This window comes from Acinetobacter lwoffii (genome assembly GCF_052078135.1).
Classification (GTDB): Bacteria; Pseudomonadota; Gammaproteobacteria; order Pseudomonadales; family Moraxellaceae; genus Acinetobacter; species Acinetobacter lwoffii_Z.
Genome location: NZ_JBQGUZ010000005.1, coordinates 127015 through 142312, shown reverse-complemented (window position 1 = coordinate 142312; position 15298 = coordinate 127015). Strand labels below are relative to the sequence as shown.

Sequence of the window (15298 nt, the reverse complement as noted above, 5' to 3'; positions counted from 1 at the left end):
TTTATTACGGTTATTTAAGTTGCAGGTTTTCTAAATAATGCATCAATACCGAACTGGCTGCCTGTTCAAGCGCGGGCGCATAGCTTTGATGATCCGCCCGTAAGGCGGGAATATTGATCTGGGCTTTGCGTAACTCACAGGTATGTCCAATCAGCCATTTCTCTAAACTTTCACTGGCCGCTTCAGCATGGAATTGTAGTGCTAGAATATTCTGTCCTACCTGAAAAGCCTGATTTGGATAAAGGTCAGAGCTGGCCAGTAATTCTACCTGTTCAGGTAGGTCAAATGTATCACCATGCCAATGCAGCACTTCAATATCTTCGAGAGCTTTTAGTGGATTATTTTCAATAGAGGCAAGCTTAAGTTTAGACCAGCCAATTTCTTTGCTATGTCCTGCATAGACTTTGGCCCCAAGTGCATGAGCAATGAGTTGAGCACCCAGACAAATACCTAAAGTGGGTAAATTCTTTTCTAAACGTACTTTAAGTAAATCTATTTCCTGTTGTAAAAAAGGATAATCCTCAGTTTCATAGACTGCAATCGGGCCACCGAGAATGACTGTTAATCCGGGGTGTTCAAAAGCCTTAGTGAGATCATCGATACCGGCTTCGAAATAACGCACACGTAAGCCGAGCTGATAAAAAATATCTTCCCAAGCGCCTAAGTCTTCAAAAGCGAGATGTTGAATGGCATAAACGGTATCGGGGAGGTGGGCTAAGTTCAGCATAGTTTTTTGATATCAAGAGAATGATTTAATTTAACGTGAATCAAAAGCAAAATAAAAGGCTTTATCTACCGATCCTGTGCAAAATAGAAAATAATGAATATCGCTTCGCTATCGGCAACTGTATAAACATTTTTGTGTGATCGCTACATGAAGTGGGTCATTTTCCTTTTGTATAGGAAAGAGAGTAGAGTAAGACTGCCGTACTGAATAAAAACAACAAGCCTATCAGGAACAAGGATATGCAAAATATACGTTTATATGTCGATAAAAATAGAATCAGCCCTTATGCCATGTCGGTCTATGTTGCCTTAAAAGAAAAGGGTTTAGATTTTCAGGAAATCGTGATTGATTTAGATCAGCAGCAACAGAAATCTGCGGCTTATCAGGCTATTTGTCCAAGTGCTAAAGTTCCGTGTTTAATAGTAGATAACTTTAGCCTGTTTGAATCATGGGCAATCACTGAATACTTGGAAGATACCTTTCCGGCTCCAAGTTATCCGGCCTTATATCCTAAGGAAATTCAGGCCAGAGCCAAATGCCGCGCTATACAAGCCTTGGTCAAAACCGATTTTATGCAAATCCGCCAGCAAATGCCTTCCGATTCGGTATTTCATCCACCAAAAATATCTACACCTCTTACAGCTCCGATAACTGAAGAAATTCAGCGATTGTTAAATGTGGCAGAACATATGCTGGAGGATATATGGTTAACTGAACACTGGTCAATTGCAGACTTTGATCTGGCCTTTATATTGCATCGGTTGCTGAGCCATCAGGTGAAACTTCCTGTGAAAATAATAGAATATGTCGAGGGTAATTTTAAGCGTGCTTCGGTACAGGCGTGGCTGGAAGAACATGAAAAAGCTAAAACTTTAATTTAATGCCGACTGATAAAACAGTTCATAAAAAAACTACTTAAATAGGTAAAATTCAAGCGTAATATGAATCAGAACAAGACTTGAAAGATGCTGAGGATACAGTCCTCGTTGAATAAGAAGGAAGGAGTGGCCGGTGGGAAATTCACATCATCATGAGCATAGTCATGTCACCGTGACTGCAAAAAATGCCAGAAAATTATCAATAGCGCTGGGATTAACCACCACTTTTTTAATTGTGGAAGTGATTGCTGGTTTTCTAACTCAAAGTTTGGCCTTACTTTCTGATGCTGCGCATATGTTTACCGATGCTGCTGCACTGGCTATCGCTTTAGTCGCTATCAAAATTGGACAAAAACCGGCAGACAATAAACGGACATTTGGTTATCAGCGCTTTGAGATTTTGGCTGCTTTGTTTAACGCCTTAATGCTGTTTGTGGTTGCGATTTATATCTTGTTTGAAGCTTATCAGCGTTTGAGTCATCCACCAGAAATTCAAAGCCTTGGCATGATGATTGTTGCTGTTTTGGGGCTGATCATTAATCTGATTTCCATGAAAATTCTGGTGTCTAGTAGTCAGGAAAGTCTCAATGTCAAAGGTGCTTATCTGGAAGTGCTCAGTGATGCACTGGGATCTGTAGGCGTGATTATTGGAGCACTAGTGATTTATTTCACCGGCTGGATGTGGATAGATACACTCATTGCAGTATTAATCGGATTTTGGGTATTGCCAAGAACCTGGATTTTGCTGAAACAGAGCATCAATATTCTGCTTGAAGGTGTGCCGGAGGAAATTGATATTGAAAAATTACGTCACGATCTTTTGGCGCTTGATGGGGTCCAGGATATTCATCAGCTCAAGGTCTGGGCGATTACTTCCAAAAAAGTCATGCTGACCGTGCATCTGGTTGCACCGAATGTGGATTATCAGAAACTGCGGCATCAGACCTTTGAGATGCTTCACCATGAGCATCATATTACCGAGATGACCTTGCAGATTGAAGCGGAAGATTGCCCGCCGGAACATCGGGGACAATCCTCACATCCGCATTCACATGCTGAAACCCATCAGCATTGAAGTGGAATAATCTAAGCATCGGGAAAGTTGATTATTTTTTTAAAAGTGAACGAATCACATCCAGATAACTTGGCGGAGCATCGACATACTCACGCTCCCTTAACATCTGGTGCATTCTCCCCAGCTTTTGATGTGGAACAGAGGCCATCAAATGATGTTCAATATGATAGTTCACATGAATCGGGGCAACCAAAGCACGTGCCAGCCAGCCTGCACGAGTAGTTCGGGTATTGCTAAGGGCAGAATGACTGGTTTCTAATCCGGCATGTTCAGCCATGGCACGGATGCGGATGAACAAAGGAAATGGGGTGATATAGGCGAGAGGCCATAATAAATACAGTTTAGGATGGCCGCTGGCCCAAAGCGCAGAAAAAATTGCTGCATTTGAAATTAACATACCAGAACTATTTTTAAGCAAGTTTTTCGCTAACTCTAAATTGCTGCGATCATCACGCGGAATTGGCTTGGGGTCATTGGAAACACTCCATTCCAGTAATTCCAGATCCATTAATACCCGACCTGCAAGAAACTTAAGCCCAGATTGTCCATTCAGGTCACGGAAAAATTTCCTGAATAGTGAGCTTTGAGTAATGGGAAATTTTTTTACCAACCCCAAGTCAGGATCATCTGGCTGTGAGGTTTTAGCATGATGTTTCAGATGATAAGGACGATACTTGCTAACATCATTCCAGATCGGGCGTGCACAGAGCCAGTCGGTCAAATGAGTGTTTAACCATTTAGTTTTGAACAGGCTATGATGTGAGGCATCATGCATCAAAATAGCCATCGCAAGCTGGCGTCCCGCAAGAATGGCCAATGCCAGCGCGCACATCAGGACTTTCCCCCATGTAGGTAAATATTCCCAGCTATAGGCAACCGTACCAAAGGTCATGACAATTACGGTCCAGGTTGAACCTACTGCCCAGGCACCGTGTAAGTCTGAGGTCGTGGTGAGTTCTTTAATTTCGTCACGACTAAAAAGTTCTGTGACACTGACCTTGCTGTTCATTCTTCTGCCTATATTTAGTTCTTATTGCTTTATTCAATATATTTGGATGAAATATTACAGTCAATTAATTTTTGTGTATAAAAAAGAAATAAATTAGACCCCTTGGTCTTTAAAATAGTGTTGCCATAAAAGTTGACCCTGTTTTTCTATTTTGCGGACTGCGAGCTCAAATTGTTGTCGAGCATCTGTGTCTATCCATTCTGCAGGAAGTAAGGGGTCAGCACGCAAACTAAATAGGGCAGATTTACCTAGATAAAAGGCACTTTTTGCAGCCTCTGCTAAAGTCAGATTCTGGTAATTCTCAAACCAGTCGTTGATAGCATGCCGTACTGCATGATAGGTCTGATGTAGCTCTTCGATATCCCATAAATCACGAACTTCGGTTTCACTTTCCAGTTGACTGACTTGAAAAAAACGTGCGTCAGGATCTAATCCAAACTGGATTACAGCTGTTTTTAATGGACTTAGATTTAGCGTTAAATTATCGGGACGAATAAAAACATTTTGCTCTAGTTCCTGAAAACCATAATAACGTAGCGCTTTTTCCCTTTTAGATAATGCCGTACGGTCTACACGTCCCAAAGCACCGGTATAGACCAGCACATATTTTCCGTTCCATGTAGTCGCCGTTTGCATATCAGGATGTTTGTTTAAGCTGATAAAAGAAGTATCGAATTTTTTCTCTAGCAATTGATATACGCCGCGCTCTACAGCTTGAATGACATTTTCCTGATTTAATCGGGCTACAGCGACACGGATACCATTGTCAGATATACCCAATAATTCAGCAGCAGTTAATATCCGCTTAATAGACAGGGTGGAGTTTTTAGAAGCGTAGAGAAGGTCTAAAACAAGATGACGTGCATTCAGTTTATAAGTCATGAAACGATATCGTAATTAAAAGAATTGAAAGTTTTGAAGTTTATTTACAATAGCACTTTGTCATGAATAACCCAAAAAAATGTCAGGGTGAAAGAGAATGAATAAGTGATTTGAGATATGCATTTTATTAATAAATTTTTTTCAAACACAATAAAAAACCCTTATCTTTCGATAAGGGTTTTTCGTATTCTGGAGCGGGAAAGGAGACTCGAACTCCCGACCCCAACCTTGGCAAGGTTATGCTCTACCAACTGAGCTATTCCCGCAATGAGGTGAATTATAGAGAATTCCACAGCAGTGTCAACTCTCTATAAATCTGTTTGATTAATTAATCAGCACGGCGCCAAACCGTACCTTGACGGGTATCCTCAAGAACAACACCTTGATCAAGTAAAGATTGACGAATCTCATCCGCACGTGCGAATTCTTTGGCTTTCTTGGCATCCTGACGCTGTTGAATTAAATCTTCAATTTGTTCAGGTGACAACCCTAGAGCTTCCTGACCAATGTCAGACTTGAGGAACTCTTCTACATCCTGCTGTACCAGACCGAGAATATTGGTCAGGTGACGTAAAGTTGCATAATAAATCGCTGCCTGTTCCGCATTTTCTTCTTTCACGGTACGATTCAGCTCTTTATTGATTTCGAACAATACCGCAATCGCTTCAGGCGTATTGAAATCATCACGCATAGCGGCATTGAAACGCTCAACCAAAGCCTCATCCAGAGTTTCAATCAGATGATCACCATAAACCGCCTGATAGGTTTTAAAAGAATGGTAGAAACGAGACAAGGTATTTTTTGCTTCTTTTAAGGCAACATCCGAGTAATTCACCGGGCTACGATAATGGGAAGACACAATGAAATAACGCACCACTTCCGGATGGAATTTTTCAATCACGTCGCGAATAGTGAAGAAATTGCCTAAAGACTTCGACATTTTCTCGCCATCGACATTAATAAATCCGGCATGCATCCAGTAATTGACATACTGTTCACCAGTAGAAGCTTCAGATTGTGCAATTTCATTTTCATGGTGCGGGAAGGTCAAATCAGCACCGCCGCCATGAATATCGAAATGATTGCCTAGGCAGCAGGTCGACATTGCTGAACATTCAATATGCCAACCCGGACGGCCATTACCCCAAGGGGAAGCCCATGACGGTTCATTTTCCTTGGCATGTTTCCACAGTACAAAGTCAAATGGATGTTTCTTTTCAACTTCGACATCGACACGTTCAGACGCACCCGCTTGCATATCTTCCAGTTTACGGCCAGAAAGACGACCATATTTGGCAAACTTCTCGACCTCAAAGTAGACATCACCATTATTGGATGGATAAGCCGTACCTTTGTCGACCAGGTTGCTGATCATATCCTGCATCTGATCGATGTAATCTGTGGCTTTAGGTGCTACATCAGGTGCAAGGCAGCCCAGTTTGGCAAAATCCTCATTCATCGCATCAATAAAGCGGCTGGTTAGCTCTGAGATACTTTCGCCATTTTCATTGGCACGTTTAATAATTTTGTCGTCAATATCCGTAATATTACGCACATATTTGACTTTCCAGCCTTGGCTACGCAGGAAACGGATAATATAGTCAAATGCAACCACTGTACGTGCATGTCCAATATGACAGTAGTCATAAACCGTCATACCACAGACATACAGATCAATCTGACCTTCAACACGAGGTACGAATTCTACTTTTTTGCGTTGCTCTGAGTTATATAGAACAAATGGTTGCATAGCTGTTCAAAAGACTTCAAATAAAAGGATGAATCATCTTAACCTAAGCATAATTATTCATAAAGATAAAAGCGTAAAAAGCCTCAGTTATTTAGGGGAGTTAGGCGACGAGAGCGATTTATAAAGAAGAGGTTCAGGAAGTGAAATGGCGATATTGAGCTTACATTTTCAGAGACAGTATCCGTCAGGGTAATTGAGTTAAATTGAAATGAGGATGATTTAGTATGAATCCCATTCATTGAGACGAGAGTGAGGATATTCTAATAAAAAATAAAAATAAGCACATTCTACAGTTTTAAAAATGGAGTGAATGTAGAGGCGGAGATACCAGATTGCGCAAGTTGAATACAATCTGAATATATTAAAAATCCGTCGAATCTTCTACATTTAGAAAGCTTACAATTGCATAGCTATGCTAAAATTGCGAAAATTATGCCCATCAAACCAGAGTTTTTCTCTGTCCTTAGCGTAGGTAAACAGGCTTTGAATCCACAAAAAACAGCGAATCAACTAGATTTCCAGAAAGTCGCACTTGAAACACTGCGCATCGAAGAAAATGCACTACAGATTTTAGCAACACAGATTGATGACCGTTTTAGCCGGGCATGTGAAATTATTCTACAGTGTACTGGCCGTCTGGTGATTACCGGAATGGGCAAGTCAGGTCATATTGGCCGTAAAATGGCGGCGACCTTTGCTTCGACCGGAACTCCCTCATTCTTTATGCATCCAGGTGAAGCCGGTCATGGTGACTTGGGGATGCTGGTGGCTGGTGATGTGCTGATTGCCATTTCCAACTCGGGCAAGAGTGATGAAATCATGATGCTGATGCCGCTGATCAAGCATCTGGAAATTCCGCTGATTACCATCAGTGGTGATGATCGTGGTCCAATGCCACAAAATGCTGATGTAGCTTTAACGCTGGGTAATATTCAGGAGGCTTGTCCACTGGGTTTAGCGCCGACATCGTCAACGACGGCAACATTGGCTTTGGGCGATGCTTTGGCGGTAGCTTTATTGGATGCTCGCGGCTTTACCTCGGATGATTTTGCACGCTCACATCCTGCAGGTGCGCTGGGTAAGCGTCTGTTATTGCATGTGAAGCATCTGATGCGTACTGGCGCAGATTTACCTAAAGTCTCGCCAGATACCGCCATGAATAAAGTATTGTACGAAATTTCCAACAAGCGCTTGGGCTTAACCACAGTCGTCGATGAAAATGATGTGTTGCTGGGGATTTTTACCGATGGTGACTTGCGTCGCTTGATTGATAAGCAGCAAGGTTTTGATGTCAATCTGGCTATTCAGGACGTGATGACCAAAAATCCGTTGACCATTTCTCAGGAAGCACGTGCAGTGGTCGCACTGGAACGTATGAATGAACATAAAATTAATCAATTTGTAGTTGTTGATGATGCCAATAAAGTCATTGGCGTGATTAGTATGCATGACCTGATTCAGGCTGGGGTAAATTAATAAATGGCATCTTATGTATTATTAGAGCAGGCACGTCATATTGCAGCACTGGTGCTTGATGTAGATGGTATTTTAAGTGATGGCTTTGTAACGCTGACCAATACTGGCGATGAGATCAAATCCTTTGATATTCGTGATGGTCTGGGCATGAAACTGGTTCAACAAGCAGGAATCAAGGTGATTATTATCACCGGACGTAAAAGCAATATCGTAGAAAAGCGTATGTCGGATCTGGGTGTTGATCTGGTCTATCAGGGCCGTGAAGACAAAGGTACAGCACTTCGTGAAGCCTGTGCGCAGCTCAATATTGATCCTGAAGATTGCCTGTACATGGGCGATGATTGGCCTGATCTGTCTGCTTTTGCCATTGCGGGCATGAAAGTGACCGTGCCTAATGGTCATGTCGAAGTTCGCCGCCGTGCCGATCTGGTGACTCAGGCGCAGGGTGGACGTGGTGCGGTGCGTGAAATCTGCGATATGCTGTTAATGTCCAAAGGCATGTACCAAGAGTTACTTGAAAAATATACTCGTGCGCCTTATTAATAAGTCATATCTTTTGGATTAAGTACACCGCTTATGGATACTAAAGTTTTATATATTACGGCCGTGATTATTGCCGCAATAAGTGGTGGTTATTACTATTACAGCGGCAAGGGCAACAAGCTGCAGGCAGACTCTGCGCGCAGCATGACCTATTCCGCTCAAAATATTAACTTAACCCAGACGGATGAAGCAGGCCAGGTGTCGGTTCGTGCCCAAGTGGACCGACTTGAGCAGAATCTGCAGCTAGAAACCTCAAAGCTGGAAAATCTGCAAGCATCGACTTATGACAATGGTAAAGTCGATGCGACTTTCTTTGCCAAAATGGCGCATGGTTATGATGACAATACAAAAGTTGTACTCTCTCAAGAAGTGCTCGCCACCAAAATCATGCAAAATGGGAAAATGCAGTTTCGTACTGAAGAACTGACCACTTTTCCGAAAACACGTGAAATTGAAACAGACAAGACAGTGATTGTGGAATCTCCACAGGCTGAATTTGTCAGCCAGGGTCTTAAAGCCAATCTTAATGATGGTCAATACGAATTCTTTAATATTCGAGGAAAGTATGAACCAAACTCCTAAAGCCAAAATGATGCACACTTTCCTGAAGCGTATGACGCTGGCGACTGTGGTTGGACTCGGTTCAATCGCTGCTTTTGCACTGCCATCTGACCGTAACCAGCCAATTACCTTGCTGGCTGACCGGGCGACTTTCAATGAGCGGACGGGTGTGACGACGTATTCGGGCAATGTCATCATTGAACAGGGCACCATGAAGCTGCAAGCCAATTCGATTGTGGCCAATCTGAACAATAAGCGCCAGATCAGCCTGATTACGGCTACTGGCAGCCCGGCACAGTTCCAGCAAAAAGTGGATCCGGCCAAAGGTCTTGCCAAAGGTCAGGCGCAGAAAATTGTCTATAATGCTGAAACCGGGATTATTACCTTGTCAGGTAATGCCTTCCTGCAACAGGACGGTGCCAGTATTCGTGGTGCGACTTTAAAATACAGCATGAACAAAGGCGATATCGAAGCCACCGGAACGCCAAACAAAACCGGTTCATCGTCTGGCCGTGTACAAATCGTGATTCCACCCTCTAGTTCAACATCCTTCCCGGGAGCGCGTGATTAATGGAGCAATCGCAGCAGGTTCAAACCTTAACCATTAAGCATCTGGCGAAAAATTATAATAAACGCTGGGTAGTGAAAGATGTGTCGTTCAGCATGGAAAGTGGCCAGATTGTTGGGTTACTGGGACCAAATGGTGCCGGTAAAACCACCAGTTTTTATATGGTAGTTGGTCTGGTGCGGATGGACAAGGGGGAAATCTATCTCGATGATCTGGATCTTTCCGACCTCGCAATGCATGAACGGGCGCGTAAGGGAATTGGTTATTTGCCGCAGGAAGCTTCGATTTTCCGAAAACTGACGATTTCAGAAAATATTATGGCGATTCTGGAAACCCGTAAAGATATGACCAAGGCACAACGTCAGCAACGTCTGGCGGAGCTATTGGCAGACTTTAAAATCACCCATATCAAAGATTCTTTGGGCATGAGCGTATCTGGTGGGGAACGACGTCGTGCTGAGATTGCGCGTGCACTTGCGGCTGACCCAAAATTTATGCTACTCGATGAGCCTTTTGCCGGTGTCGATCCGATTTCGGTTGGAGATATTAAGGATATTATTACGAACTTGAAAGATCGCGGAATTGGGGTGCTGATTACCGATCATAACGTGCGTGAAACGCTGGCGATTTGTGAGCATGCTTATATTGTCAGTGAAGGCGCATTGCTTGCTGAAGGCACACCAGAAGAAATTCTGGCGAATGAGACCGTGAGAAAAGTTTATCTGGGCGATGATTTCACTGTTTAAATAATCCTGCTTTATATAAAAACCCTGCATCAGACGCCAGTTGTCGGATGCAGGGTTTTTTTTGATCAAATCAAAGTGAAAAAGATTTCTTTTAAAGGGATTTGATATATGGTTAGGCTAAAACAAGAAACATTACATAATTATACGATTTAGGGCAGAACACTTTAAAAAAAATCAGGGGAAAACAGATCAAAAAAGAAGGGGATTGATACTTCTTCTTTTGCCTTTATCTGTGTCTTTAGGGCATGCAGAAAGCTCACCCCATTATTTTACCAATCTCAAGAATAGCTTAGGTCAGCTGATTGCACCCAAACCGACACGATCAGCACACACCATTGATATTACCTCGCTCGGTCATTATTCATTAGATACATCAAAAGTAGCTGAGCTGCCGCAAATTACCCGGCCACAGTCAGGACAATCGGCTTTAAGTTCTACAAGCACAGCCGGCATTCCAAAGACAATGAATCTGGTGGAAGCCGTACACCGGGCAGTGCAACGACGTCCTGAAATCACCCAGAGTATTTCGACATTATCTGCGCAGGCCGCGAATATTGATGTGGCGAGAGCGGGTTATTATCCGCAGTTATCCGGGGGTATCGGGACAGGTGACCTCACTTCCGGTGAACGTGGACAACAAATGGTTTCTTTGAATGCCACCCAGATGCTGTATGACTTTGGCAAAATTAAAACCAATATCAGTGTGGAAGAAGCGCGATTGGCAGAAGAACAGGCCAAGGTGCTGGTCAGTCTGGATCAGATCGCATTTGAAGTGGCTGATGCAATAGTGAGTATCAAACGCTATCAGCAAATTACCCAGATTGCTCAACAGCAAATTCAGGGCATTGGAAGGATTGCAGAAGTTGCCAATTTACATGCCCGTGCGGGGATCAGCAGTCAGGCCGACCCGATTTAGGCGCAGTCCAATCTGGAAGCAGCGCAATCGAATCTGATTGTACAGCGGACCCAGCTCAGACAATATCAACAACGCTTGCGTACCTTGCTAGGATTTGATGTATCCACTGTTGAATGGGATATTCCTGATCGTATTGTGGCACAGGCCGATCTTTATCAGGATCCGGAATTTACCCAGATTCCGAACATGATTCTGGCCCATGCCGGGGTCAATGTTGCCCGTTTGCAAAAAGATCAGGCGCGGCTAAGCCCTTATCCGACCATTAGTGTTAAAGGTAGTCTAAGTCAGGCGATGAATGGACGGAATCCAAATAATAATGAAGATGATGGCTTTTATAATTCAGTCATGATTGAAGCCAGCAGTAATTTGTATCAGGGTGGTGCAACGCGTTCACAGACCCGTGCCGCAAGCTATGCCGAAGAAGCTGCACGCGCACAGGTCAATACGGTCTATCTGGATGTGCTGGATCAGGTGCGCTTGATCCGCGAGCAAATTGAAAATAAACAAAAGCAAATGGGGGTTTTATCCCAGCGCCGCGCAACCACGGTACGGACTAAAGAGTTGTATCAAGAACAATATAAATTGGGTACCCGAACCGTGGTGGATTTGCTGAACGCAGAGCAAGCCATTCATAGTGCCGCGCAGGAAATTGAGGCGGCTCGTTATGAAATTTATTCGGCGATCGTACAGTACATTCAGGTCACGGGCCGTACACGGGATATTTACGCGCTTAACCGTATTTCTATTCAGGGGTTTGAAGTTCAGCCATGAGTACTACAATAATAAATTATCAACCTTGGCTTCAGGCAGTTTTAAATATTGCCCGGCATTACCGAATCGAGCCTTCTGAGGAGCGGATTCGGCTGCAACTGGATTGGAACCAGCATCATGACATCGATGACATGCTCAAGATTGTCAGTCGTCAGATGGGCTTAAATGTCCGTAAAAATAAATTTGAGCGCAGCCTGCTGAATCCATGGCGTTTGCCTTTACTGGTTGAATTCGATAGTGGTGATGTGGGGGTGATTGAACGCATCGACACGCAGGGCAATGTCAGCATACAGCTCAGTGGTGATGAAGGTTTATCTCAAAGCTTTACAGTTGAACAGTTAGAGACTGGCATAAAGCATCTTTATGTGCTGCGGCCTGAATCTTCAGTTCCAGATGCGCGGGTGGATGAATATATCAAACCCTTTGAGAAAAACTGGTTCTGGTCGATTGTCCTGAATGACTGGAAGCGCTATATCGATGTGATGTTTGCATCTTTAATTGCCAATATTCTGGCATTGGCCACGATAGTCTTCTCGATGAATGTCTATGACCGTGTCATTCCATCGCAGTCTATTCCGACGTTATGGGTGTTGGCCGGCGGTGTGCTGATTGCTGCGATTTTTGAATTTGTATTACGTGTCTCGCGGATCTATCTGTCAGACATTATTGGTAAACGTGCGGATTTAAAAATTTCTAACCGGGTTTTTGGTCATTCATTACGGATTAAAAACAGCGAACGTTCCAAATCAACAGGAACCTTTATTTCACAAATTCGTGAGCTGGAAGGCGTCCGCGAACTGGTGACTTCAACCACAGTCACAGCAATTGCCGATCTGCCATTCTTCTTCCTGTTCTTAGGGATCTTCTGGGTGATCGGTGGCAATCTGTTCTGGGTCATGCTACTCGTTGTACCCTTAATGATTCTTCCGGGAATTCTGGCGCAGAAAAAACTGGCACAACTGGCTCAGTTGGGCATGCGCGAATCTGCCATCCGCAATGCCTTGCTGGTAGAAGCTGTACAAGGCATTGAAGACATCAAGCTGTTAAGAGCTGAAACGCGTTTCCAGAACCAGTGGAATCATATGAATGAAGTGTCAGCCGATGTCAGCATGCAGCAACGTAAAATTGTCGGCTTGATGACCGCCTGGACCCAAAAAATTCAGGGACTGACCTTTGCAATTGTAGTCTTGGTCGGGGCTTTTGCGGTGATGGAGGGTGACATGACCACAGGCGCACTGGTGGCCTGTTCGATTCTATCTTCACGCATGCTGGCACCAATTTCACAAATTACGGGTGTACTGGGTCGCTTGCAACAGGCTAAAGTCGCCAAGGCTGGTTTGGATGAACTCATGAAAAAACCGGTGGACCAGCCGGATTATTCGCACCTGATTCATCGTCCGGCACTGGATGGGCATTATGAGCTCAACGGTGTGGTGTTCAAATATGGCGATGATGATCCGAAACCGAGTTTGATGATTCCCAAGCTGGAAATCAAGCCCGGGGAGAAAATTGCAATTCTGTGCCGTAATGGTGCAGGAAAATCGACCTTGTTGCAGCTCTTGTCTGGGATGCAGACACCGTTACAGGGCAAGGTCAAGCTAGATGGTATTGATCTGACCCTGATTGACCCGTCAGATGTACGGCGTGATATGGGCTTGCTGAATCAGAACTCGCAGTTATTCTATGGCAGCATTCGTGAGAACCTGACTTTGGGCGCACCCTTGGCCACCGATCAACAAATTCTGGAAGCCTTACAAATTACCGGTGCACTGGGATTTGTACAGGAGAAAAAAGAAGGGCTGGATCATATCATTTTAAAAGGCGGTGTCGGCTTCTTTGGTGGACAGCGTCAAGCCTTGTTATTGGCGCGGTTGTTGATCCGTCAACCAAAAATTTTGCTGCTGGATGAACCGACCGCTGCTATTGATGATGTGTCAGAAAAACAGTTGATTGATCATCTTAAAGGCTATTTAACCCATCGTACGATGATCGTTGCGACTCATCGCCGTGCGGTATTGGAACTGGTGGACCGTATTCTGGTGGTCAATGATGGCAAGATTGTGATGGATGGACCACGGGATCAGATCCTGAATCAATCGCAAGGTGGTAAGAAGCGGGTTGTGGGAGCAAGTGCATGAGTGAACTACAGCAACTAAAACGTTCCAGCAAGGTCAGCTTTCAGGAACCGCCCTTACCGAAATCAAGTGTCATCATCTGGATTATCGGCATTGGCCTACTGGTATTGCTGAGCTGGGCCTGGTTATTCAAATTGGAAGAAGTATCTACCGGTACTGGAAAAATAATTCCATCATCCAAAGAGCAGGTGATTCAGTCTCTGGATGGCGGTATTTTGACTAAACTTAATGTCAAAGAAGGTGAGATTGTCGAGCGTGGGCAAGTATTGGCCCAGCTTGATCCGACCCGCTTTGAATCCAACGTCGGTGAATCAGAATCCTTGCTGGTGTAATCACGTGCCACTTCAGCCCGTTTACGTGCGGAAGTCACCGGCGCACCGTTGGTCTTTCCTGAAGAAGTGTTGAAATACCCCAAATTGGTTAAAGAAGAAACGGCCCTGTATCAGTCGCGTCGAGCCAATTTGCAAGAATCTGTTGCAGGCCTGGAACAGGCTTTGTTACTGGTGCAGCAAGAACTGGAAATGACCGCTCCCTTGGTCGCCAAAGGGGCAGCCAGTGAAGTTGAAGTGTTGCGTCTAAAACGTGAAGCCAATGACCTGCGTAATCAGATGAATGATATCCGTAATCAATATTATGTGAATGCGCGGGAAGAATTGTCCAAAGCCAATACTGATGTAGAAACCCAGCAACAGGTGGTACGTGGCAAGTCGGATACTTTGAGCCGAACTGTTTTTAAATCACCGGTTCGCGGTGTCGTCAAAGAGATTGATGTGATGACGCTGGGCGGCGTGATTCCACAAAATGGCAAGTTGATGACCATCGTGCCACTGGATGAAAAATTACTGGTTGAAGCACGAATCTCGCCGCGTGATATTGCCTTTATTCGCCCTGATCAGGAAGCATTGGTTAAAATTACAGCTTATGATTATTCGATCTATGGTGGGTTGAATGGTAAAGTTGCGATGATTTCACCGGATACCTTGCGTGATGAAGTCAAGCAGGATCAATTTTATTATCGGGTGTATATCCGTACCGATAGCGACAAGCTCAGCAATAATGCCGGGCAGGAGTTCAATATTACTCCAGGGATGGTGGCTACCGTAGATATTCGTACAGGTTCAAAAACCGTGATGGATTATCTGATTAAGCCGTTTAACAAAGCCAAAGAAGCCTTGCGTGAACGATAATATTTGCCAAGCAAATAAGTAAAACAATCGATTAAAATCAGGCCTCTCCGTGGAGAGGCTTTTTATTTGTCTGT

The 15298-nt window shown here is 44.1% G+C and carries 12 protein-coding genes, 1 tRNA gene and 2 pseudogenes; 10 read left to right on the top strand and 5 right to left on the bottom strand.

Annotation, left to right across the window (positions count from 1 at the left end):
- Window positions 1-10 precede the first annotated feature (10 nt).
- Window positions 11-727, bottom strand: a complete 717-nt coding sequence (locus ACTL4S_RS05155) for a glutamine amidotransferase (RefSeq protein ID WP_441298885.1) — start codon at window positions 725-727, stop codon at window positions 11-13.
- A gap of 239 nt (window positions 728-966) precedes the next feature.
- On the opposite strand from ACTL4S_RS05155, the gene yfcF reads away from it, so the two are divergent.
- On the top strand, window positions 967-1608 hold the full coding sequence (gene yfcF / locus ACTL4S_RS05150) for a glutathione transferase (RefSeq protein WP_219309589.1): 642 nt from the start codon (window positions 967-969) through the stop codon (window positions 1606-1608).
- Window positions 1609-1738: 130 nt separating this feature from the next.
- On the top strand, window positions 1739-2680 hold the full coding sequence (locus tag ACTL4S_RS05145) for a cation diffusion facilitator family transporter (RefSeq protein WP_004279963.1): 942 nt from the start codon (window positions 1739-1741) through the stop codon (window positions 2678-2680).
- A gap of 31 nt (window positions 2681-2711) precedes the next feature.
- Here the strand turns inward: ACTL4S_RS05145 and ACTL4S_RS05140 are convergent, their stop codons facing one another.
- The 4 genes from ACTL4S_RS05140 to cysS all read right to left on the bottom strand — a co-directional run bounded on the left by ACTL4S_RS05140 (window position 2712) and on the right by cysS (window position 6321).
- Complete coding sequence (locus tag ACTL4S_RS05140) at window positions 2712-3689, bottom strand: fatty acid desaturase family protein (protein ID WP_441298884.1); 978 nt, start codon at window positions 3687-3689, stop codon at window positions 2712-2714.
- A 93-nt stretch (window positions 3690-3782) separates the two neighbouring features.
- On the bottom strand, window positions 3783-4571 hold the full coding sequence (locus tag ACTL4S_RS05135) for a hypothetical protein (protein ID WP_441298883.1): 789 nt from the start codon (window positions 4569-4571) through the stop codon (window positions 3783-3785).
- Between the two features lie 190 nt (window positions 4572-4761).
- Window positions 4762-4837 (bottom strand) — tRNA-Gly (locus tag ACTL4S_RS05130).
- 62 nt (window positions 4838-4899) lie between these two features.
- Window positions 4900-6321 (bottom strand): cysteine--tRNA ligase, encoded by a 1422-nt coding sequence (gene cysS, locus ACTL4S_RS05125; protein ID WP_441298882.1) that lies wholly within the window; start codon window positions 6319-6321, stop codon window positions 4900-4902.
- 432 nt (window positions 6322-6753) lie between these two features.
- On the opposite strand from cysS, the gene ACTL4S_RS05120 reads away from it, so the two are divergent.
- The 8 genes and pseudogenes from ACTL4S_RS05120 to ACTL4S_RS05085 all read left to right on the top strand — a co-directional run bounded on the left by ACTL4S_RS05120 (window position 6754) and on the right by ACTL4S_RS05085 (window position 15224).
- Window positions 6754-7797, top strand: coding sequence for a KpsF/GutQ family sugar-phosphate isomerase (locus ACTL4S_RS05120; RefSeq protein WP_004279959.1), 1044 nt, complete (start codon window positions 6754-6756; stop codon window positions 7795-7797).
- Between the two features lie 3 nt (window positions 7798-7800).
- Window positions 7801-8340 (top strand): KdsC family phosphatase, encoded by a 540-nt coding sequence (locus ACTL4S_RS05115; protein WP_004279958.1) that lies wholly within the window; start codon window positions 7801-7803, stop codon window positions 8338-8340.
- A 33-nt stretch (window positions 8341-8373) separates the two neighbouring features.
- The gene (gene lptC / locus ACTL4S_RS05110; RefSeq protein WP_247144200.1) at window positions 8374-8922 is read left to right on the top strand and encodes an LPS export ABC transporter periplasmic protein LptC; all 549 of its coding nucleotides are present in this window, start codon (window positions 8374-8376) and stop codon (window positions 8920-8922) included.
- Window positions 8906-9472 (top strand): lipopolysaccharide transport periplasmic protein LptA, encoded by a 567-nt coding sequence (gene lptA / locus ACTL4S_RS05105; protein ID WP_004646679.1) that lies wholly within the window; start codon window positions 8906-8908, stop codon window positions 9470-9472. The genes lptC and lptA overlap by 17 nt, the downstream gene beginning before the upstream one ends.
- Window positions 9472-10215: an LPS export ABC transporter ATP-binding protein gene (gene lptB / locus ACTL4S_RS05100; RefSeq protein WP_005107230.1), complete on the top strand. Its 744-nt coding sequence runs from the start codon at window positions 9472-9474 to the stop codon at window positions 10213-10215. Before lptA ends, lptB begins: the two co-directional genes overlap by 1 nt.
- A gap of 220 nt (window positions 10216-10435) precedes the next feature.
- Window positions 10436-11902 (top strand): annotated as a pseudogene (locus ACTL4S_RS05095) (TolC family outer membrane protein).
- Window positions 11899-14040 (top strand): type I secretion system permease/ATPase, encoded by a 2142-nt coding sequence (locus ACTL4S_RS05090; RefSeq protein WP_441298881.1) that lies wholly within the window; start codon window positions 11899-11901, stop codon window positions 14038-14040. Before ACTL4S_RS05095 ends, ACTL4S_RS05090 begins: the two are co-directional and overlap by 4 nt.
- Window positions 14037-15224, top strand: a pseudogene (locus ACTL4S_RS05085) (beta-barrel domain-containing protein). The gene ACTL4S_RS05090 and the pseudogene ACTL4S_RS05085 overlap by 4 nt, the downstream one beginning before the upstream one ends.
- Window positions 15225-15298: the final 74 nt, after the last annotated feature.